The organism is Mycolicibacterium elephantis DSM 44368, assembly GCF_004014805.1.
Classification (GTDB): Bacteria; Actinomycetota; Actinomycetes; order Mycobacteriales; family Mycobacteriaceae; genus Mycobacterium; species Mycobacterium elephantis.
The window spans coordinates 20,471-42,008 of sequence record NZ_ATDN01000013.1 but is presented as its reverse complement, the minus strand read 5'-3'; the positions used below and the strand labels follow the sequence as shown (position 1 = coordinate 42,008).

Here is a 21,538-nt window from a genome sequence, read left to right as displayed (position 1 = left end):
GAGTCGGCCGTCAGATACGGTGTGGCATCAGCGCATTGGGCGGAATGGTGCCGAATTTACCGGCCTGGTAGTCCTCGAGCGCCTGGATCAGCTCTGCCTTGCTGTTCATCACGAATGGGCCGTAGTGGACCACCGGTTCGCGGATTGGCTTGCCGCCGAGTAGTAGCACCTCGAGTGCGGGGCGGTGTGAGTCTTGCGTGGTGTCGGCGGCCACGCTGATCCGGTCACCGGCTCCGAGCACCGCGAGTTGGCCCTGCCGGATCGGATGTCGCGCCGGGCCCACGGCACCGCGGCCGGACAGCACGTAGACCAGCGCGTTGAACTCAGGATGCCAGGGGAGGGCCAGGCGGGCACCGGGTTGGATCGTGGTGTGCGCCAATGTGATCGGTGTGTGGGTGACGCCGGGGCCGTGCTGTCCGTCGATCTCGCCCGCGATGACGCGCACCAACGCGCCGCCGTCGTCGGAGGCCAGCAGCTTGACCTCGTTGCCCTCGATGGCCTGGTAGCGCGGCGGCGCGAACTTGTCGCGGCGGGGCAGGTTGACCCACAGTTGGATGCCGTGGAACAGGCCGCCGCTCTCGACGAGTTCGGCGGGCGGGGTCTCGATGTGCAGGATCCCGGATCCGGCCGTCATCCACTGGGTGGCGCCGTCGGTGATCAGCCCGCCGCCGCCGTGTGAGTCCTGGTGGGCGAAGCGGCCGTCGATCATGTACGTGACGGTTTCGAACCCGCGGTGCGGATGCCAGTCGGTGCCCCTGGGCTCGCCGGGCTCGTAGTCGACCTCGCCCATCTGGTCCATGTGCACGAACGGGTCGAGGTCGGCGGCGCTGACGCCGGCGAACGCCCGGACGACCGGGAAGCCCTCGCCCTCGTAGCCGCGGGGGCCGGTGGTGATGGAGCGGACGGGTCGTTCGGTGTCCGACGCCGACGGCGCCGTGATCCTGGGAAGGGGCAGGGTGTCAGCGGTGATGGCAGGCATACCCGGATTAACCGGACTGCGGTCCAAATATTCCTTGCCTGTGGATGACTTCGGATGCTTGTCGGCGGACGCCGGTAGACTTTCGCACATGCGTTCGAATACAGTGTCCGCGGTCGACGTGCTCACGTCGATCGACAGCGCCTACAAGGAGTTGGCGGCGCTGCCCCTGGACCGGCTGTCGCGTACCGATCTCTATGCCTTGGTGGCCGGGCTGGACAGGCTGGAGCAGCAGCGCGTCACGCTGAACCGCAAGCTCATCGGCCGGCTGGTCGCCGAAGGCGGCGCATCCCGGCCCGCCGGAGCGTGCTCGGCGAAAGACTTGGCCAGGCGGCTGCGCATCTCCCCCGGAGAAGCGCAACGGCGCATCCGCGAGGCGGTCGGTCAGCCATGACGCTGGGCGGCGTCATCTCTTCTGAGGCGGTCTTCGCCGCCGTCGAGGAGGTGGAGGCCGCCCACCAGAAACTGCTTCGGCTGTCGCTGGAGACCTTGACGGGTCGTGAGTTGGTGGCCGTGCAGAACCGGCTGGAACGGGTGCGCCGCCGCGACGCGGTCCTCGACCACGCGCTGATCTCACGGCTGGCGCTCGAGGATCCCAAGACGCTGGGGGCGTCGTCGCTGGCCGAGGTGATGTGTACGGCGTTGCTGATCTCCAACGAGGAGGCCAGTCGGCGGATCAAGTCCGCGGAGGCGCTCGGTCCACGCACCGCGATGACCGGCGAACGGTTGGCGCCGCTGCTGCCCACCACCGCGGCCGCCCAGGCCGAAGGCGCGCTGGGCGCGGAGCAGGTGGGCATCATCGAGAAGTTCTTCAAGAAGCTGCCCGTGTACGTGGACTATCAGTCCCGCGAGGAGGCCGAGGTCACCCTGGCACGCATCGCGACCGGGCTGCGGCCGGAGGAATTGCGTAAGGCCGCCGAGCGGCTGGCGGTGCTGCTGGATCAGGACGGGCCGGAGCCCGATGACAGGGAACGCGCACGCAAGCGCTCGGTGCACATCGGCAAGCAGTGCCGTGACGGGATGAGCAGGATCAGCGGCTGGCTGGACCCCGAGACCCGCGCCACGCTGGATGCGGTGTGGGCCAAGATGGCGGCGCCGGGCATGTGCAACCCGAACGACGAAAGCCCTTGTGTCGACGGTGAACCCACATTCGACCAGCGGTACAGCGATATGCGCAGCACCGGTCAGCGCAACCACGACGCCCTCAAGGCGATGGGCCGCGCGGTGCTTGCGTCCGGGCAACTCGGGCAGCACAAGGGGTTGCCGGCCTCGATCATCGTGTCGACCACGCTGAAGGACTTGGAGTCGGCGACGGGCATGGCGGTCACCGGCGGAGGCAGCATGCTGCCGATGAGCGACGTGATCCGGATGGCCTCGCAAGCCCACCACTATCTGGTCGTCTATGAAGGCCACACCGAGCTGCCGCTGTATGTCGGGCGGGCCAAGCGCTTCGCCACCCCGGGACAGCGGATCGTGCTGCACTCGCGTGATCGTGGCTGCACCAAGCCGGGATGCACCGCGCCGGGCTATCGGTGCGAGGTGCACCACGCCGTGGCCGACTGGGTCGACGGCGGGCTGACCAACATCGACGACCTCACGCTCGCCTGCCCGCCGCACAACCGGCTGATCGACAGACGAGTCGGCTGGACCACCCGCCGGCGCGCCGATGGGCGTATCGAGTGGCTGCCGCCGCCCGACCTCGACACGGGTCAGTCCCGCGTCAACAACTACCACCACCCCGAGAAGTACCTGCTGCCCGAAGACGATGAAGGACCGTAGCCAGCGCGGGGGCCAGGGCCCTAGTCGGCCTTGCGTTTCAACGTCCACGCGGGAATCCAGTGTGTGACAGCTTTGCGGCGTGCGCCGTAGGCGATCTCGTAAGTGACCAGGCCCCACCAGTAGCCCTGCTCGCACATGCCCCAGCAGGTCAGCCGGCCCTCGACGATCGAGTGCATCTGCAGTCCGGCCGGGTTGTAACCGCCGCTGCGGTGTGGTTCGCGCGGAAAGACGACGGTCAGGTCGACGAGCACCGTGACGGGCGGATCGACCCGGCGGAAAGCCTGTTGCACTGGCTGCCCGTTGTAGCCGATCGACTGCAGCTCGCCCACTGTTCGATCATACGTTCGAATTCGGGAAGGTGAACACGAACGGTCGCGGGTAGCCGAGCCTGGTGAGCCGGCCGCGACGTACGTCGGCGACGGGGACCGTGCTCACCTCCCCAGACGATGGCTCATAGCACTGCAGCTGCGACCCCTCGACCTCGACGATCAGCACCCAGTGGCGCGGGATGAACCGTCCGATGAGCATCGCGACCGGCCACCCGTCGGCCACCGCCCGCAGCACATCGGTCAGCGGATCGCCGCGCCCGCGGGAAGATCCGCCAGCGGTACCGGGCTCTGGGCGTGGTGAGCGCGCGGGCCATGCCCGACGGGGTGGTGCCCAGCCGGCGCGGCCAGATCCGGTTGATCTCGGCGTGCACCCGAGCCTGCTCGGCCGAGAACCACTCGGCGCCCGAAAGCGGCCGGGTCAATGCCGCGCGGCGCTCGGGGTCGATCAGCGCGCCCGCCACCACCGCGACGGTCGGGCCGCATGTCACCCCGTCGCGCTGGCGCAGCCGCATGCCGGCGAGCTTCATCGGCTCCAGTCTGCCGAGTTGGTCCAATCCGGCGGTCGAAACGTGGGCCATCGCCTGTGCCGCAGCACAATTGCTGCCAACTGGCAATCAATTTCTGCCATCGGGATTAAACCCTTGATCTTGAGGTTGAACAGTGCAGCTGCAGCTCGAACCGCGACATCTGCCACGGCTCGGAAACGAAGGGTGAGAAGAAAAGAAGGCTGGAAATCATGAAGAAGTTCGGCACTGTCACCACCGCCGCCACCGTCGCCGCCAGCGCACTGACGGCCGCACTCATCGGATTGTCCGCCCCGGCTCAGGCCGCGCCGTCGGGTACCGGAAACGCCCAGGAGACGATCAGCCAGCTCGAGTCGGAGGGCTACAACGTGATCGTCAACCGGATCGGCAACGCCCCGCTCGACCAGGCCAACGTGCTCGCGGTGCGGACCGGTCAGACCTACACCCAGACCAACAGCCAAGGTGTGGGCCATGACCTCAACACCCGCGTACTCAACAAGACGGTGTACGTCGATGTGAAGTGACCACCTCCCACGACAAGCCCCGGGATGTCTCCCCCTAGCATCCGGGGGCTTTGTCATTGCGGACATTGCGCCCGGTGGGTTTCGCGGCGGTTCCGGATGGCTAATCCAGCCCTCGATGGGCTTCGACATCGCCCCGACCGAGGCGCAGCACGACCTGGCGCGACGAACGCACGAGTTCGCCGCCGAGGTCGTTCGCCCGGTGGCCGCCGACTACGACGCGCGCCAGGAGTTCCCCTGGCCGGTCCTGGAGGAGGCGGCGACCCGCGGGTTCTACAGCCCGCTGTTCTACCGCGACCTGATCGGCGATCCGACCGGGCTGTCGCTGCCGATGTTCATGGAGGAGCTGTTCTGGGGCTGCGCCGGGATCGGGCTGGCCGTGGTGATGCCCGCGCTGGCGCTCTCAGCCATCGGTCAGGCCGCGTCCCCCGAGCAGATGCTGCAGTGGGCGCCCGAATGTTTCGGCACCCCTGGCGATCTCAAGCTGGCCGCGCTGGCGATCTCCGAACCCGAGGGCGGCAGCGACGTGCGCAACCTGCGCACCCGCGCCCACCGCGACGGCGACGACTGGATCATCGACGGGCACAAGATGTGGATCGGCAACGGCGGCATCGCCAACGTGCACGTCGTCAACGCCGTCGTCGACGAGGAACTCGGGCACAAGGGGCAGGCGCTGTTCATCGTCCCCGGCGGCACCCCGGGCCTGGAGATGGTGCGCAAGCTCGACAAGCTCGGCTGCCGCGCGTCGCACACCGCGGAGTTGAGGTTCGACGGCGTGCGTGTCCCCGCCGATAACCTGCTCGGCGGGCAGGAGAAGCTCGACTACAAGCTGGCCAAGGCCCGCGAAGCCGTCGAGGGCGCCAAGCACTCCGGCTCGGCGACGCTGGGCACCTTCGAGCAGACCCGCCCGATGGTCGCCGCGCAGGCGCTCGGGATCGCCAGGGCCGCTTTGGAATACGCCACCGAGTACGCCAACCGGCGCGAGGCGTTCGGCTCGCCGATCATCGACAACCAGGGCATCGCGTTCCCGCTGGCGGAGCTGGCCGCCGCGATCGACGGGGCCCGGCTACTCACCTGGCGCGCCTCATGGATGGCGGCCAGCGGGGTGGCATTCGAGCGCGGCGAGGGCTCGATGTGCAAGATGGCCGCCAGCGAGGTCGCCGTCCGCGCCACCGAACGCGCGATCCAGACGATGGGCGGCTGGGGCTACATCAAGGACCATCCGGTCGAGAAGTGGTACCGGGACGCCAAGCTGTACACCATCTTCGAGGGCACCAGCGAGATTCAGCGGATCGTGATCTCCAACGCGCTCGGCGCCGCCGACGGCAAGCCGCCGCTGCACTTCGACCTCGAGCCGACCGGCGGTCCGTTCAACAAGATGTTCGGGCGCGGCACCCCGCTGCGCGGTCGCGCCGCCGACGCCGCGCTGGCCGCCAAGGACCGGGTGCCCGCGCCGGTCATGCGGCTCGCGATGAACGTGCTGCGCCCGCCGCGTAAGTGACCGGCTGCGTCGTTTCGCCGACCTCTGCAGCAGGGTTGTGAATCCGCCGCGTGGGCTAACGACCCTCTGCAGACATCGCTGTGCCGCGCTAGAACCGCAGGTTACGCAGCACGTCGTACACGCTCGCGATCCACAACAGCAGCGGTATCACCGCCGCGATCGCCGCTCCGTCCAGCAGTTCGAGGATCCGCTTGGTCACCGGAGACACCCGCCGCACCCCCGCCGTCGCGCCGATGGCGATCAGCGCGACGATCCCTGCGGCCGTGTAGAGGCTCAGCACCAGCCAGGCCTTGTCGGGGTACCACAGAACCAGCCTGACCATCACACCGGTCGGAATGAGCACCGCCGCGGCCAGCAGCGCCCACGCGCACCAGCGCTCGGCGTACAGCCGCGAGCGAAACGCGCAGATCGTGGTGACCAACCCGGCGACGATCATGCTGTGCACGAAGAAGTGCCCTTGCACCACAACGCCGATCGCACCGGCAGACAGCACCAGGGCACCGGCGGTCACGAACCCCACCAACAGGCGCTTCGCCAACTCGCTGCGCTCGTGCAGGCGGGCCGCGGAATCGGGAACCGAGGCGATGATCGCCTGCCAGGTCGGTGACTCCTCGCCGGTCAGGTCGGAGGTGGCCACCGGGTCGAGCAACTCGTCGTTGGTCACCGTTTCCCCGGGCGCGGGGATCGGCGGCAACGCGATCCGTGCCACCGCCACCGTCAGCTTCGCCGCGTTGGTCACGACGATCAGCCCGAACGCGATGGCGCCGGCCGCGGCCCAGTACGCCCAGCCGTATCCGAACGCGATGGCCGCCGCGGCCGACGCCAGCGACGTGACCGCCAGAAACGCCGCCAGCTCGGCTCGTCGGCGCGGTCCGCCGCGGGAAGCCAGCGTCACCAACAACACGACGGCCGCCGCGCCCGCCGCCTGCGGCGCACCCCACGAATCGAAGCCACGGGGCAACGGCACCGCCAGCGCCGCCGCGCCCGCCAACGCGGGCAATGCGGCCGCCAACAGGCTCTCCGCCGCGTCGAGGTTCCGATACCGGTTGGTCGCGATCGCACTGCCACCCAGCAGACCCAGGCCCAGCACGCCGAGCGCCGCCGCCCACCACCAGCCGTTTCCGGTCTGACGCCATGTCACCAGCGTCATCACGGTCACCATCAGCGTTGCCAGTGGAATCGTCACGCCGACAAAACGATTCAACGCGCCTCGGTCGAACTCCGGCGACTCGTCGAGCACGGCGATCGCATCGATGACGTCCTCGACGAGCGGGCGGTAACGCTCGGTGCGACTGACCAAGACCAGCGTGAGCAGCGAGCCGTCGACCACTCCGGCGTCGTCGAGCGATTCATCGAACTTCAGTGGCGGAGCGCCCGGCCGGGCGAAGGCCCACACCCCCTGCGCCGTGAAGTCGAACCCTGCCAGCACGTCCTTGGAAGTGTCCTCGAGGAGCTCCGCCAAGACCGAAACCGTCTCGTCGATGTAGCTCTCGATCGGCGCCGTCGCGGGCAACACGAGGTCGGTCATCCGTCGGCCGGTCAGGATCGTCACGCGCGTCGTCGACGGCCGGCCCGGTGCGACGCCGGAGGTGGATGTTGCGGCGGCGGTGGAGGTCACCGACGTTCGAGCCTGTCGAAGTCATCGGACAGTGCCGCCGCCAACTCGACGATGCGGCGCTGAAACGTCTTGCCGAGCAGTTCGAGCTGGATCTCGGTGCCCGCCGCGATGTGCCTGTCCCATGGCAACACGATGACGCGGCCCGGCGAGACATGCCGCTCGAACTGTGCCACCAGATCGTCGACGTCGATGTTGGGCTTACCCGGCACCACATGGTTGATCACCACGCACGAGCGGCCGAGCAGATCCTGATATCCGTTCTGCCGCAACCAATCCATCGTCACCGCGGCCTGCCGGGCACCGTCGATCGACGCGCTCGCAACGATGATCAGGCCCGACACCGTCGACAGCACACCGCGAGCAGCGGGCGGGAAGAGCCCGGCCCCGCAGTCGGCCAGCACGAGGTTGTAGTAGCGCGACACAATGTCGGTCACGCCTTTCCAGTCGTCGTCGTTGAACTCGCGGCGCGCGCCGCTGTAATCCTCCGATGACAGCACCTCCAGATTTGCCGCGTTCATGCTCGTGTACGCGCGAATGTCGTTGTAGCGTGCCAACTCTTTGTCCGCCAGCAGGTCGGCGACAGTCGCGGCCGACTGGCGTCCGGCACGGTCGGCCAGATTCCCGGCGTCTGGATCTGCATCGATCGCCAGAATCCGGTCGCCGCGCACCCTGCTCAGCGCCGAGCCGAGCGCGACGGTGACGGCGGTCTTGCCGACCCCGCCCTTGAGGCCGAAGACGCCGATCTGATAGGAGTCCCTGGCGTTTCGCCGGATTCGGTGGTGTAGCTCCATCTCGTAGAGCTCATCGGGCGACAGACCCAGATTGATCCGGGTCAACACGTACAGCAGATGCCGCCAGCCTCGTTGCGGTGGCATCTTGACCGCCGACTTCACCCCGACGTGCAACAGCGCGTCAATGGCGCGATGGTTGCCAATGCTCGCCGCGGAGGTGGGCGTCGGCTGGCCCAACCGGCCTCCGCCGGCGGTGTCCGAATGGGTTTCGGCAAAATGCTGCGTCGGTGCGGGCACCGGTGCGGGCCGCGGCGGTGGTGTAGGGGCGGTCCGCGGTTGTTCGTGGCGGGCGCCGGTGTGCGCCTCGGCATTCGGTGTCCGCATCATCCCGTGGGCCTGACCCTGCGGGGGCGTCGTCCTGGTGGGCGGCATTTGGGCGGTGATCTCGGTTTCGCGCGCCGGCGGCGGCGGCGCCGTCTGTGTCAGGCTCGAGATGGGCATCGCGGGCGGCGTCACCTCACTGCGGCCAGGGCCACTGATAAACGTCGCGTCCGCGGGAGCAGCGTCACGATCAGCTGCTTGGTCCGCTGTCTGCACAGCATCGCTCTGAGAGCGGAAAAGCCGGTCATAATCGGCCGACATGGATACCTCTTAACGTTTCGATACGTCGGACACGCGCGGTGGGCGAGAGCCGTAAGGACGGGCCTGCCCACCTGCGCGCACCGTCGTGTTAGGCGAACATCCCGGTAACGCCGGCTTCGGTCTGGGCCATGGTCGCACCGGCCTCACTGATCGTCTGCGCCAGATTCTGCAGCGCCGCATTGAGCTCGGCAGATGTGCCGTCCCAACGCATCTGGACGGCCTGATAGGCCTCCGAACCCGAACCGCCCCAGACCGCGGCCAGCGCGGCGAGCGATCCCTTGCCTTCGTCCAGCAGGCCGGCGGTCTGGCCCACGGCCCCCTGAATCTCGCTTGCCCCGCCTTCGATACCGGCGAAGTTCCACACCTGTTCTGTCATGTCTGTGCTCCGTTTCTCGTTGGTGGTCAGATGCCCATTGCGCCCGCGACGATGCCGGCCTGGTCTTCGTCGGTCGCGGTGTATTGCATGCCGGACGTGTGAATGTTGGCCGAAATGTCGTTGAGCTCTTGGATTTGGCGCGCAGCCGCCTCGTTGTAGCGCGCCAGCGCCGCCTGCGCGGCAGTGCCTGCCTGGCCCACCATCTGCGCGGCCAGCGCACCGGCGGTGGACTCGACATGCGAGATGACGGCCTTGAGCTCACCGGAGATCCGCTCGAAATTGGCTGCCTCCTTGGCGAGGACAGCGGCATCGGTATTCATCTGTGCCATGCTGGATACTCTTTCTTTTTCTGCGTGTCCTCACCAACAGATGGCGAGTCTTTCCGGCCGGACAGCCGGGAAGTTCATGTGGACGACTACCAGTCGTCGTCTTCTTCTTCACCGAGGTCTTGCGGCAGCACCGACGGCGCCTTCAAACCCTGCTTGGAGCCGCCGCTGGTGCCGCGTTGGCCCATCGCGCCCAACGGCCCGATTCCGCCCCCCGCGCCGACGGGTGCCACCCCCGCGACACCCGCCCCGGCCGTTGCGCCGGGTGACACCGCGACCGGTTTGGTTTCTCCGATCAAGTTGGCCAGCAAGGGCGTTCGTGTCCCAGTGCCGCCGGCTCCGGGTAGCGACGCGGCCCGAACCAGACCCGCTCCTGCGCCCGCCCCGGAGCCGCCCGCCAACGGGTGGTTGGACAGCGGGGCCGCGCCGATCAACCCCATCTGCGCCTTGTCACTGCCGCCCAAGCTGCCGAACTGGCCGAACATCGAGGTCACCTGCTGCAGCGGTTGGGTGAGTTGCTGCATCGGCTGCATGACCATCTGGCCGGCCTGCTGCGGCAGCTGAGCCAGCGTCGAGCCCAGATGAGCCCCCATCTGCATGCCCGTCTGCATGCCTTGCTGCATCGCGTCCTGCGGCCCGAGTTGATGGGCGTTCTGCGTCCGCTGTGCCTGACCTTCGGCGTGTACCGCAGCCTGATTTGCCTGCGACACAGCGCGACCGGTCTGGAGGCCAGCGGACTCGACGCTGGCCTGGGCGCCGACTTGCGCGATCGCGGCGTTGCGAACGGCGGCCCCTGGCGCCATGGTGGCGGCCTGGCCGAGCGCAGCAGAGGCGGCGCCTTCGCCGACGCCGGGGATGACGATCGGCTTCATCGGCATGATCGGCTCGAACAAGATGTTCAGCGCCGTCTCGGCCTGGTAGACGTCCATGGTGCCAGCCGCCTGGTTCCACATCCGGACGAAATAGTCGAACTCATTCACCGCGATCGGAACCGTGTTGACGCCAAGGAAGTTGGTGGCCTCCAGCACGGCGTGAGTGATGTGGTTCTGCTCGATCTCCGGCAGCGGCGGAGTGGTCGCCATCGCGAGGTTGTAGGAGTTCGCCTGCGCCGTCGCCTGGAGCGCCCGCTTCTGCGCCTGGGCCGAAACAGTTCTTAGCCAGATGACCATCGGCATGGTTGCGGCAACGGCACGTTCGCTCGCCGAACCACTCCACGCGGACGCCAACGCAGCAAGGCTCGCGGCCAGTTCGTCGGCCTGCGTTTCCAGGAACACCGCCAGCGCTTCCCACCCTGCGGCGGCCTGCAGCATCGGCGCCGGGCCGGCGCCGGCCATCAGCCGCGCAGTGTTCAGCTCTGGCGGCATTCCGTGCCAGAACATCGTCTAGTGCGTCCTCATCGAGTGGCGTCAGTCGTCAGAAGTCGGCGGCGTTGGCGCCGTCGACGGCCGTGTAGATGCCCGCGATCTCCATGTAGGCCGCACCGGCACGAGCCATCTCTTCCTGCGCAAATGTATTCATCGCGAGGGTTTCGACGCCTTCGGCGGCGAACGCGAGTGCCGCCTGCGCGGACACCTCGTCGGCTCCCGCGGGCACCATCGCGGTGACCTCTGCCGACGCCGTCGTGCCGGCGGCAAGGCCGCGCGCGCCGTTGGCGACTACCTGCGCGCCGATTCCGACGGCCCCCGGATTGTGCGTCATTGGTTGCATTTGCGATGTCTCCTCACCTGGATGGAATGCGCAGGATATTGTCTTGTGCGGCCGCGAGCGATGGTGGCCACAGCATCCGGGAAGCCGTCCCCGACCCCTTTGCCAGCACCAAAGAATGAAGTTTGCTGGAGAACGTATGGCTACATCTTAACCACGTCCAAAGGGTGCTCATGACACTTCTTCTTCCGGCGGATCCACATAGGCCGCCTGAATCACCTCCTTGTTATCGGGGCTGACAAGAAAAGCCTGCCCAGGAGGTCGCTTCTTGAGCCTGATCTCACTTGACGGGAACTCCTGCTTCTCGCCGGAGAGAAACATCGTGGGCGTACCTGCGCCGTAGGCGGCCCCGACGAACTTGTCCATGGTGGCCCGGTGCGCCTGGCTCATCTGACAGGTCACGATGATGTGCAGGCCGATATCGGCGGCCGCAGGCAGCAGCGGAAACAACGGCGCCATCGGCGGCACCACACCGCTGGCGGCCACGATCATGTGCCAGTCGTCGACCAGCAACACCACGTCGGGACCGCTCCACCACGATCGCGCCCGCAGCTGGGCCGTCGTCAGGTCCGGTGGAGGCAACCTCTTCTTGAGGTTGATGGCCAGTGCCTTGATCGCCTCCTCGAGCGTCGCGTTGTTGCGGTTGACCGCTCCGGCGTCGAGAAGATGGCTGTCGGGCACCGCGTCGAGCAGACCCGAACGATAGTCAGCCAGCATGAACCGCACCTGCTGCGGGCTGTTGCGTGCGCAGATCGCCTGGGCCACGGCGTGCGCGATGCGCGTCTTTCCAGACTTCGGCGCCCCGAAGATCAGCAGGTGGGGCGTCATGTTCATGTTGTTGTAGGCCACCGACAGATCCGCTTCCCGAACACCTAGCGGCACCGTCCACCGGATGCGGTAGTCGGCATCGGGTCCGGGCGGATCCGGGTCGAGCTCATGCAGGTAGATCCGTTCGGGCAGGACCCGCACCCGCGGAGCCTGCTCGGTCGTCTGCGCTTTGATGTGCCGTACGGCCTCGGACATGGCAGCCACCAGGTTGTCGGCGCTGTGCACGCCGTCGAGACGGGGTACCCCCAGCATCAGGTGGTGCTTTTCCATCGACACCGCCCGGCCGGGCCGGTCGGTCGGGATCTCGCGGGTGATCCGGTCGATCTGCGTTTCGTTGACGTCGCCGAGCCGGAACTCCACCTTGGTGCCCAGATAGTCACGGACACGGGCCTTCAACTCGGTCCAGCGTGGCGTGGAGATCACGGTGTGCACGCCGAACGCCAAGCCCTGCCCGGCGAGGTCCTGGACGATCGGTTCGAGGTCGCTGAACTCCGCGACGAACGCCGGCCAACCGTCGATGACCAGGAACACATCGCCGAACGGGTCGGCGGCGGCGGGATGGGCGGGATCGTCGCGCATCTCCCGGTACGCGGCCATGGAGCCGACACGGTACTGCTTGAACATTGTCTCCCGTTGTCGCAGTATGGCTTTCATCTCTGCGACCACACGGTTCACTCGGTCCGGTTCAGAACGCGTCGCGACCCCGCCAACGTGCGGCAGGTCCTCCAGATACATCAGGCCGCCACCGCCGAGGTCCACGCAGTAGAACTGCACCTGCCGCGGGGTGTGCGATGCAGCGGCCGACAGAATCAGCGTTTGCAGAAAGGTGGACTTGCCGGTCTGCGGCGCTCCTCCGACGGCGATGTTGCCGCCCGCGGCCGACACGTCGACGCCCCAGACTTCCTGGCGGTGACGCCGGGGTTCGTCCATGACGCCCAGCCCGAAGCGCAGTGGCCGGCGTTGGTGGTCGCGTTCGATGAGTTCGTTGACCGGCGCCGGATCGGCCAACGGCGGCAACCACATTCGGTATGCGCGGATCTCACCCGTGGCCAACTGGTCGAGGACTACCTCGCGCAGCACTCGGTGATCGGGCTGGACGGTCATGATGTGCCCGCCGTGTCGAAGATCGGTGCGGTGGTGAACCGGTGAATTCGGGGCTGGGTCGGGGTGTGAACGCGCGGCTTGGCGGCGCCGTCGTCCTGTTCCGGTGCCGACGGCACATAAGGCACGCCGGTATAGACGCTGTGGAACTTGACCGGATCCTCCATGCCGACGCGCAGGAACCCGACGCCGCTTTCCTTGTTGGTGATGTACTGCGCCTCCGGAGTCCCGATCACCGCCTTGGATTCAGCCGAGCTGGTGGTACGCAGCGCGATCCGATAGGTGAGGTTCGGCTCGAGTTTGTCGATACGGACTCCGCCTGTGTTCAACGACTGGGTGGCCAGCAGCAGGTGCACCCGCAGTGACCGGCCCACCCGGCAGATCCGGTCAAAGAGGCCGATGAAGTCCGGGTGGTTCTGCAACAGTTCGGCGAACTCGTCGACCACGACGAAAAGTGTTGGTAGCGGCGGAAGGTCCGCGCCCCGCTCACGATGCCTCTCGTACTCGGCAACGCCGGACAACGCGCCGGCCGCGCCGACCTGCATGCCCGCCTGGCGCAGGATCGATTGGCGCCGGTCGAGTTCACCGCTGAGCACCTCCCCCATGCGACTGACCAGCTCGGCTTCCTCCTCCATGTTGGTCACCACCGCGGCGGTGTGCGGCAGCTTCTCCATTCCGAGGAACGTCGAGCCGCCCTTGAAGTCGGTCAGCAGCAAGTTCACCTGGTCGGGATGGTGAGTCGCCGCCAACGACAGGATCAGAGTGCGGAGAAACTCGGACTTGCCCGAACCTGTTGTGCCGATGAGCATCCCGTGTGGGCCGGCGCCGAACTCTGCACCCTCCTTGATGTCGAGGTGCATGATGTCGCCGGTCTTGAGCTCGTGACCGAACGGAATACGCAGCCGGTCGCGGTCGGCATCGCTGAACATGCGCCACCGACTGGGCGTCACCTCCTCCACCGTCTGCGCACCGACGAGTTGGTGCCACTCGGTGGCCACCTTTTTCTGCACGCGCACGCTCTTGTCGATGATGGTGCCGGTGATGGACCAGCCAGCCAGCTTGCGTGCCACGCGAGTGGCCTGCTCCGGCGTCATCCCGTCGGACGCCGAGGTCACCAGCCGGAACGTCTGGTTCGGCAACCGGTCGTCGGCGGTGCCGTCGTCGGCCACCCGGATGCGGTAGCCCGAGCCGCGGTGGTTGCCGAGCGTGATGACCGTGACGCCGGCCCGTCCGTCGACCGGGAAGCCGGCTCTGCCCCCGGTGAGGTCGACGACGACGACATAGGGGCCGCTCGGTGTCGCATCGGCAGTGTGCGGCCCTCGTGCGGTCAGGTCACTCAGCCCGTCGGGCCGGGTGAACACCATTCTGGTCGGCCCTGCGGCGTCGGTGTCGCTTTGATGCTGAACATGCGGTAACCACTTGAGCCATGCCCAGTTCGGGTCTTCGGTGTTATCGGTGAGCACCCGGATCTGGAGCAGGTCCGGCGGATGGAACACGGCGAGATGGCAGATCATCGCGGACAGCAATCGGGCAGCGCCTTCCGGATCGCCGCCGACGGCGATAGTCGGGAAAGTACGCAACTGCAACAGCTTTGGGCATTCGTGAATGAGCCCGTGCGTGCGCAGGAATTTCGTCACCCACATGTGGCTTACCGGCTCGAGGTGCGGCTGCGGGGCGCCCTGCGGACCGGCGAGTTCACCGCCGACCGCGGGCTTCAACAGCCGGTCGACGGCGGGCTCGGAGCCGACACCGATCCGGGTCGCGGCGTAGAAGTCCGCACTGACGGTGCGCGACCATTGCCGGTGCGTGCCCACTATCGACAGCAGATCCTCGGGATGAGGCGCGTGGTAGTTGAAGAATGTGACCTGCGCGGCCGCCGATGAGGTCACCCGGGTGCGCAGGCCCGCCAGGTAGCGGAGGTACTCCTTGCGGTCGGCGTTGATCTCGGGCACCCGCTTGCCGCCGGGCCCACCGCCAGCCATGAAGCCGACCGTGGCCATCACCATCATCAGCGGCATCATCAGCATGTACGGCGACAGCTGGCGGATGCCGGTGAAGATCATGATGGCGATCATCCCGAGCATGCCGCCGCCCATCACCCAGGGCAGCGCCTTCTGGATGCCCGACGGCGGAATGTCGACGCCGAGGTCGTCCGGTGGCGCGACGTTGATTTCGCCGGGCGTCAACCGCGGGCCGCGCTTGATGATCGGGGCGAACTTCTTGGTGGTCATCCGCCGCCTCCGGTGTTCGACGCCGGTTGCGCGCCGCGGGGCGTGCCGCCATCGGCACTGCGTGGGTTGGGATCTGGCGGCAACGTGTCGTGTTCGAGCAGCGCAGCCTGTTTCGTCAGCACGGGCCCGTCGACCAGCATGCCCACCACCTGCCAGGGCGCGTTCGTCGGGCCTGACAACCCAAGGGCGTTGCCGACCTCCTCGTCGGGCAGACCGTAGCGCACGCCCTGAGGGTCGATGTAGTACAGGCTTTCGCCGTACCGCGGATCCGGTGACTGCAGGCGGATGTACTTACCGCCGTCGATGTAAATTGTTGCATCACCGCCAATCTGGCTGATTCCGCTGTTCATCGCCGACGACGGGATCGGCAGGTGCCGCCCGGCGATCACCGTGGTCTTCGGGGCCTGGTCGCCGGGCTCACGCTGCCAAGCCCAGCACAGCGTCGGCGAGTCCTCGCGCGACAGGATGTCCAGCGGTTGGTCGGCCAGGGGTGAGGCGAAGACGTGCTCCGGAATCTTGGCGACGACGCTCGCCTCCACCGACGGTGGGGCGACCAAGCCATAGGAGTTGGTGGCACGCAACGCCGCCGCGGTCGTGTCGTTGACCCGCGCCAGGCCGTCGGGAAGCACCACGAAATGCTGCTCACCGTCTTCGGTCAGCGCCGTGAAGACAGCGCCGATCACCAGATTCGGCGGCAGCCCAACGGTGTTGGGCTCACCCGCGCGCGGTATCTGGGGAAGTCGCCATGGCCCGGCATTCGGCAGCGCGTTGAACAGGCCCTCCGAGATCGGTGTCGCCCTGGCGGTCACCGGTATACCCACAGCCGACGTGACGGCACGGTCTGCGAGGTCGATGTCGTGGCGGCCGTCCTTGGTGATCAGCCAGTTGTCGTTCTCAAAGGACACCAGCACGCCCTGGTCGGCGCGCACGGGTCCGACCGAGGAGTCGGTCAGCAGCGGCCGCACGATCACCGAGGTGGCCACGCTGGGGGCGACGCTCTCCGGCTTGGTGACGGTATCGCACAAAGTCCATGTCGAGTCGGCGCCACCGATCGGGGTGGCGTATGGCGCGCCCGGGATTCCGATCGGTTGTCCCTTTGGCATCCGGTTCAGCTCGTCGGACTTCACCGCCACGGGGGTACCCGCGTTGCCCAGTACCAGACGCGCCGACGTCAGGTTGTAGACCGGACGCAGCTGTCCGCCGCCCGGGACCACCACATACAGCTGGTTGGTGGTGCGGTCCACCAAAAGCGTGTCGCTGCCTCGCTTTCCGAGGGGCTTGAAGTAGGCCAGCAGTCCGGCGCCGAGGCAGATCAACACCGCCACGATGACCCCGGTGGACACCGCGCGGCTGTAGAACTGCAGCGGATCGTCGAACATGCGCGTATCGCGACGCACGATCGCATGCTCGACACGGCGCAGCAGAAACCGCCATCCGCTGACCTGAACCTTGGTGGTAAGCCGGAAACTCGCCATGACCTACTCGTTTACGCTCAATCGGGCATGCACGGCGCTGATGGCGGCAGCCATGTCGACGCCGTTGATCTCGCTGAGCTGCTCGACATCGAGGCTGTCGAAGTCGAGTGAACGCGCCAACCTCATGTCCCGGTTCTGTTCACCTGCCTCCACCAGTTGCCGCGCGTAACGTCCGTTGCCCGCGATGTCCAGTGCCGGCTTACCGTTCAGCTCACGCTCGCTCAGCAGCGTCGCGGCTTCGAGCACTTGTTTGGCGGCGTCTTCGTCGAGAGCCGAATCCGTCGACCTTGCAATGACTTTCGCGATCTCGACGATCTCCTCAGGTGAGTAGGAGTCGAACTCGATGCGGGTGGCGAAGCGTGAACGCAGGCCGTCGTTGGACTCCAGCAGACGGTCGATGTCTGCGCTGTACCCGGCGATGATGACGACGAGCCGGTCCCGGTCGTTCTCCATCCGGGCGAGCAGGGCATCCAGCGCCTCGGTGCCGAATGGATCGGCGCGACCGTCGCGCTCCTGCACCAAGGTGTAGGCCTCGTCGATGAACAGCACTCCGCCGATCGCGCGGTCGATTGTCCGGCTGGTCTTCACCGCCGATTGTCCCTCGTACTCGGCGACGAAGTCCTTTCGGGACGTCTCAACGAGTTTCGGCTCGCTGATCACGCCGAGGCCCGTAAGGATGTTGGCCACCACACGGGCGATCGTCGTCTTTCCGGTACCGGGCGGCCCCGCGAAGATCATGTGCTTGGAGGCCTGGGTGACTTTCATGCCGCGGGCCGCGCGGATCTTGGCCATCTGGGTCGCCGCCCGGTAGGCCTCGACCTGTTCTTTGACCCGGGTCAGCCCGATCTGGCGGTTCAGTTCGGCCTCGGCCTCGGCCAGCAGCGTCTCCCGTCGCGAGTTGTCCTCCTCGACGCTGGCCGGATCCCATGGGTCCGTGCGAGATGCGATCTCCTCGGCGGTGGTGGTGGTCAGCCGGTAGGCCGGATCGTTGAGAGCCGCAGTGACCTTGGGTTCGGGGTGGGTGGCCTGCAGCCATTCCAGCAGCGCCGCCGCGGCTTCCTCATGGCCCTGGGCTCGTCGCGTCATCGCCAGGAACCAGGCAATGGCCGGTGCGCAGGCCTCTCCCGCCGGTGACGAATTCGATTCCGTCAGCCGTCGTTCGGCCTCGGTGAACAGACCCAGGTTGGCCGCCGCGACGCCGTGCGCGACGCCGGCCGCCGCGGCCAGGAACTTGTCTGGCCATCCGCCGGCACCTCGGACTTCGTCGATGACGTCGGTCCAGCGTCCGGCAGCGCCGTAGATGACCGCCTTCGCCCAGGCGATCAAATGCTCCGCACCCGTACCGGGTATCTCATCGAGGGCATCCATCGCATCGGCGTAATTGCCGACGGAGGCTTCGTGCACGGCAAAGCCCATGGTGATCGCCAGAGGCGAGTTGACCGGGTAGGTGATGTCGCCGAACTGTCCACCGATCGGCACCCGGGCGCCGAGGCTGTTCATGGACATCTCGGCCGCGCCCGCGAGCTGACCGAAGTTGGCCCGCGAGTACCACGCCCGGAACAAGGTGACCCGGTCGGTGTCGCCACACCGGATACGACCCACCCAGGCGTCACACGCGGCGTCGTCCGCCATGGTGATCTCACTGAAGATTTCGAACGAGCGGGCCGGGGCGCTCGGCAGCATGCCCACCGCACTTCCGAACAAGCCGGCCAGGTGCTCAGCCATGGCGACCCCCGTACCTGGCCGCGAAGACACGCGCCCGTTCGGCCCGGGCTTGCTGCGGCGTCGGCAATTCGAGATCGCGGGTGAGAAAGTCCCGGGTGGCCGCGTCGTCATGTCCACGCCTGCGCATTTCGTCGAAGATGTAGGCGTATTGCGCGGCCTTCGCGTCCTGGGCCGCCAGGTCGGCGAGTACCGAGATCTCTTCGGCCAGAATCGCTTCGCTCATGGCGGTTACCTTCGGTGACAGCTCGATCTGCTTCACACCGCCGTTCGGGAACGCCGTCACCGTGACGGAGCCGTCAGGGTTGGCGACAGTGAACACCGGCTCCTGCTGGTCGTCGTGGGCGCTCCTCGGAGCCACGACGTCCAGCGCGTCGAGGTCCGACGTCGTCGAGATTTCCTCGGGGATCGAGAAGTCGAGTGCGGCGGCCAGGTCGTCGGCGTCGTGCGGGCGATTGTCTGTCACGGCAGCTCAATCCCCCTCGGCATCGACTGAGTTGGATGCGGCGTTGTCGAACCACGACTTCGAGGGCAGGAACTCGATCAGCCCGTCGAGTGCACGCTGCAGGTTTTCGGGGCTGCCGGGCAGGAAGCTGCCGTACAGGTCGCCGCTCACCCTGCGCGGTATCGACACGATCCGGCCCTGCGGTGAATCCAAAACCCCTGCGGCAACATCGGTTCGGGTAAAGGTGCCGCCGGAATGGCGCGCTACCGCGGTGAGCTCCACCCAGCCGGCGGGCTCGGCGATGATCTCGGCGTACACACGTGCCGACGCGGGTGCGACACCGTAGGCCGCGATCTGGTTTGCGCTCGTACACTCGGCCAGCTTGGCGGCCACCCCGGTCAGCGGTTCCACGTCGGCGGCCGTCGCTGAGCCCAGCACCGTCGTCACCATGCCCGCGAGGCCGACCTGCGGGGCGACCCGCTGCAACACCAGCATGTCGCCGTCACGCGCGGCGATGACGTGCCGATCGCCCTTTCGGCTTACCACGAAGCGGACCATCTTGCCGCCCGCGTCGCGCCGCCACCAGCGAGCCTCCAAGGTCCGGTCGGACCGGCTGAGCGTGTCGACCATCGCGGCTACCTCGGGGTGCGGCTCGCCGAAAACATCCAGAACACCTTGTGCCGTCAGATCGCGCCTGACCTGGTCCCAGACGATTTCACGCAGGTCCGGTTGCGGGATGTTGAGGCGGATGCCCAGAGCTGTCGGGAACTCCATCAACCCCAGTCGGTCGGCGATGACCAACATGCCGTCGATGGTGACCTCGACGCCAACGACATCGTCGATGTGTGCGGCGTCGTGGTACGCGGATTGCGGAACGCTCATCTATTGGTGTCGCGTTCCGCGCAGCTCGCCGCCGGGCATGAAAGTCCTCGTCTTCCTGTTTCGTCGTCCCGCGGTAACAACCCCGGTGCTGTGCAATTCCGGTCAGACCGCGATCCAGATCGCCGACGACACTTTGCCGCGCTGAGCGGGGCGCACCCCTCGACCCTGGTTTGCGAACCTTCGACGCAAGACAGGGTACCAGCGGCGCGGAGGTGCGTAGACCATGATTTTTTCGGCACACCGGTGAGCAGGGGTTCACAGAGGGCGGTTGCTGGTAGCAACCTTATTTCTCGCTGGTCAGACACGTTGTCCTGCGACTATCGGAACTACAGCAACACAGGTATGTCGATGGTCTAGCTTTTTCGCTGACAGTGGCAGCCCGGCGCAACCCCGTCCCGAACTCGGCAAGAGATGCCCACGGCAGAACCGCCTCACCTCAGCACCGATCCCTCCCCGGCTGGGTGCATAAATGTTTGCTAACCCGGGGTAGTTGATACTTGGGAAGGGACCGACCTGCATCGCACCCGAGTTCGGTGAGGAGACGTGTAGTGACCGACCGCGATGACGCATTGCGGAGAGAACCCGGCTGGGCGGGCGCCGAAGAGGCCGACGTCGAGCCACCCGCCGCCGAACCCGAGCCGACACCTGCGCAGGCTGCACCGGCACCGCCGCGCCCGCCGGTCGACTATCCGCCGCCGCGATACGGTCCGCCGCCCGGATCCGGACCGCTGACCGGCGGCCCGCGCCCCGACGCTGGACCGTGGCACGGCCCGCCCACCAGAGGCCCCCGCCCGCCGCGGGCGTCGGCGCCGCCGGTACCACCGGCGTCGCAGTGGCCAGGCGCCGGATATCCACCGGCCGCGCAGGGGCCGCCGAGCGGCTCCTACGCCGAACGGATCCGCGCCGATGAGCTGGTGCCGGCGCGCCGGGTGGCACCGACTCGCGGCTGGCGGCTGGCCCTTTACAAAGCCACCTTCGGGCTGGTCAACCTCGGTCCCGGACCCGAGGAGGTGCGGCAGGCCCAACTCGAGGCCAAGGTCAAGGCGCCGCTGCGGGGCCACTTCAAGATCGGTGTGATGGGCAAGGGCGGCGTCGGAAAGACGACCGTCTCGGCCAGCATCGGCTCGGTGCTGGCCGAGCTGCGCCAGGACGACCGCGTGGTCGCGATCGACGCGGACACCGCCTTCGGCAAGTTGGGCAGCCGCATCGACCCTCGCGCGCAGGGTTCGTACTGGGAGCTGGCATCCGACCAGCACCTGGAGACGTTCGCCGACGTGCGCAGCCGGGTGGGCAGCAACGCCGCGGGGTTGTTCGTGCTGGCCGGTGAGGCGACCCCGGCCCGCCGCCGGGTGCTCGATCCCGCGATCTATCGCGAAGCCACATCACGGCTGGACCGGCATTTCACGATCTCGATCATCGACTGCAGCTCCACGATGGACTCCCCCGTCACCCAGGAGGTGCTACGGGATCTGGACGCGCTGATCGTGGTGTCCTCGCCGTGGGTTGACGGCGCCGCCGCCGCGGGCCAGACGCTGGACTGGTTGGCCGCCCGTGGGCTGACGTCGCTCTTGCAGCGCACGGTCATCGTGCTCAACGATTCCGACGGGCACGCCGACAAGCGCACGCGTTCCATTCTGCGGCAACAGTTTTCGGGGCAGGGGCAGGTCGTCATCGAGGTGCCGTTCGACGGACATCTGCGGCCCGGCGGTGTGATCGACCGCACCGAAGAGATGTCGCCGGCGACCCGACGGCGATTCCTGGAGATCGCCGCCGCGCTCGCCGAGCACTTCCCCAGCCACGACGATCGTGCTCGGGAGCGGTACTGAA

The 21,538-nt window shown here is 67.3% G+C and carries 19 protein-coding genes and 1 pseudogene; 5 read left to right on the top strand and 15 right to left on the bottom strand.

What is annotated here, in order from left to right:
• Positions 1–10: 10 nt before the first annotated feature.
• A complete protein-coding gene (locus MELE44368_RS10990; protein WP_128108507.1) occupies positions 11–979 on the bottom strand; it encodes a pirin family protein in 969 nt (322 codons plus the stop codon).
• A gap of 88 nt (positions 980–1,067) precedes the next feature.
• On the opposite strand from MELE44368_RS10990, the gene MELE44368_RS10985 reads away from it, so the two are divergent.
• Positions 1,068–1,370, top strand: a complete 303-nt coding sequence (locus MELE44368_RS10985; RefSeq protein ID WP_128108506.1) for a hypothetical protein — start codon at positions 1,068–1,070, stop codon at positions 1,368–1,370.
• Positions 1,367–2,755, top strand: coding sequence for an HNH endonuclease signature motif containing protein (locus tag MELE44368_RS10980; RefSeq protein ID WP_128108505.1), 1,389 nt, complete (start codon positions 1,367–1,369; stop codon positions 2,753–2,755). The genes MELE44368_RS10985 and MELE44368_RS10980 overlap by 4 nt, the downstream gene beginning before the upstream one ends.
• A 20-nt stretch (positions 2,756–2,775) precedes the next feature.
• On the opposite strand, the gene MELE44368_RS10975 is transcribed toward MELE44368_RS10980, so the two are convergent.
• Positions 2,776–3,084 (bottom strand): hypothetical protein, encoded by a 309-nt coding sequence (locus MELE44368_RS10975; RefSeq protein WP_046753051.1) that lies wholly within the window; start codon positions 3,082–3,084, stop codon positions 2,776–2,778.
• 7 nt (positions 3,085–3,091) lie between these two features.
• Positions 3,092–3,611: pseudogene (locus tag MELE44368_RS10970) on the bottom strand (hypothetical protein).
• 209 nt (positions 3,612–3,820) lie between these two features.
• Between MELE44368_RS10970 and MELE44368_RS10965 the strand changes: the two are divergent.
• Together MELE44368_RS10965 and MELE44368_RS10960 are read left to right on the top strand one after the other, a co-directional pair.
• Positions 3,821–4,132, top strand: a complete 312-nt coding sequence (locus tag MELE44368_RS10965; RefSeq protein ID WP_046753029.1) for a hypothetical protein — start codon at positions 3,821–3,823, stop codon at positions 4,130–4,132.
• A gap of 115 nt (positions 4,133–4,247) precedes the next feature.
• On the top strand, positions 4,248–5,630 hold the full coding sequence (locus MELE44368_RS10960) for an acyl-CoA dehydrogenase family protein (RefSeq protein ID WP_128108504.1): 1,383 nt from the start codon (positions 4,248–4,250) through the stop codon (positions 5,628–5,630).
• Between the two features lie 88 nt (positions 5,631–5,718).
• Here the strand turns inward: MELE44368_RS10960 and eccD are convergent, their stop codons facing one another.
• The 12 genes from eccD to MELE44368_RS10900 form a co-directional block, all read right to left on the bottom strand.
• A complete protein-coding gene (gene eccD, locus MELE44368_RS10955; protein WP_128108503.1) occupies positions 5,719–7,248 on the bottom strand; it encodes a type VII secretion integral membrane protein EccD in 1,530 nt (509 codons plus the stop codon).
• Positions 7,245–8,621 carry a MinD/ParA family ATP-binding protein gene (locus tag MELE44368_RS10950; RefSeq protein ID WP_128108502.1) on the bottom strand — a complete coding sequence of 459 codons (1,377 nt, stop codon included), beginning with the start codon at positions 8,619–8,621 and terminating at the stop codon, positions 7,245–7,247. Before MELE44368_RS10950 ends, eccD begins: the two co-directional genes overlap by 4 nt.
• Before the next feature lie 88 nt (positions 8,622–8,709).
• Entirely contained in the window at positions 8,710–8,997 is a 288-nt protein-coding gene (locus MELE44368_RS10945; RefSeq protein WP_128108501.1) for a WXG100 family type VII secretion target, read from the bottom strand.
• A gap of 26 nt (positions 8,998–9,023) precedes the next feature.
• On the bottom strand, positions 9,024–9,326 hold the full coding sequence (locus tag MELE44368_RS10940; protein ID WP_046753024.1) for a WXG100 family type VII secretion target: 303 nt from the start codon (positions 9,324–9,326) through the stop codon (positions 9,024–9,026).
• Between the two features lie 86 nt (positions 9,327–9,412).
• Positions 9,413–10,687 (bottom strand): PPE family protein, encoded by a 1,275-nt coding sequence (locus MELE44368_RS10935; protein ID WP_276050632.1) that lies wholly within the window; start codon positions 10,685–10,687, stop codon positions 9,413–9,415.
• A gap of 49 nt (positions 10,688–10,736) precedes the next feature.
• Positions 10,737–11,030 (bottom strand): PE family protein, encoded by a 294-nt coding sequence (locus MELE44368_RS10930; RefSeq protein WP_128108499.1) that lies wholly within the window; start codon positions 11,028–11,030, stop codon positions 10,737–10,739.
• Positions 11,031–11,198: 168 nt separating this feature from the next.
• Positions 11,199–12,959 carry a type VII secretion protein EccCb gene (eccCb, locus tag MELE44368_RS10925; RefSeq protein WP_128108498.1) on the bottom strand — a complete coding sequence of 587 codons (1,761 nt, stop codon included), beginning with the start codon at positions 12,957–12,959 and terminating at the stop codon, positions 11,199–11,201.
• Entirely contained in the window at positions 12,956–15,187 is a 2,232-nt protein-coding gene (eccCa, locus tag MELE44368_RS10920; protein ID WP_128108497.1) for a type VII secretion protein EccCa, read from the bottom strand. The genes eccCb and eccCa overlap by 4 nt, the downstream gene beginning before the upstream one ends.
• Positions 15,184–16,662, bottom strand: coding sequence for a type VII secretion protein EccB (gene eccB, locus MELE44368_RS10915; protein WP_128108496.1), 1,479 nt, complete (start codon positions 16,660–16,662; stop codon positions 15,184–15,186). Before eccB ends, eccCa begins: the two co-directional genes overlap by 4 nt.
• Positions 16,663–16,665: 3 nt before the next feature.
• Positions 16,666–18,387: a type VII secretion AAA-ATPase EccA gene (gene eccA, locus MELE44368_RS10910; RefSeq protein ID WP_128108495.1), complete on the bottom strand. Its 1,722-nt coding sequence runs from the start codon at positions 18,385–18,387 to the stop codon at positions 16,666–16,668.
• The gene (locus MELE44368_RS10905; protein WP_409366114.1) at positions 18,380–18,850 is read right to left on the bottom strand and encodes a YbaB/EbfC family nucleoid-associated protein; all 471 of its coding nucleotides are present in this window, start codon (positions 18,848–18,850) and stop codon (positions 18,380–18,382) included. Before MELE44368_RS10905 ends, eccA begins: the two co-directional genes overlap by 8 nt.
• Positions 18,851–18,856: 6 nt before the next feature.
• The gene (locus MELE44368_RS10900) at positions 18,857–19,711 is read right to left on the bottom strand and encodes an ESX secretion-associated protein EspG (RefSeq protein ID WP_128108494.1); all 855 of its coding nucleotides are present in this window, start codon (positions 19,709–19,711) and stop codon (positions 18,857–18,859) included.
• Positions 19,712–20,259: 548 nt separating this feature from the next.
• On the opposite strand from MELE44368_RS10900, the gene MELE44368_RS10895 reads away from it, so the two are divergent.
• Entirely contained in the window at positions 20,260–21,537 is a 1,278-nt protein-coding gene (locus MELE44368_RS10895) for a MinD/ParA family ATP-binding protein (protein ID WP_128108493.1), read from the top strand.
• The last annotated feature ends 1 nt before the right edge of the window (position 21,538 follow it).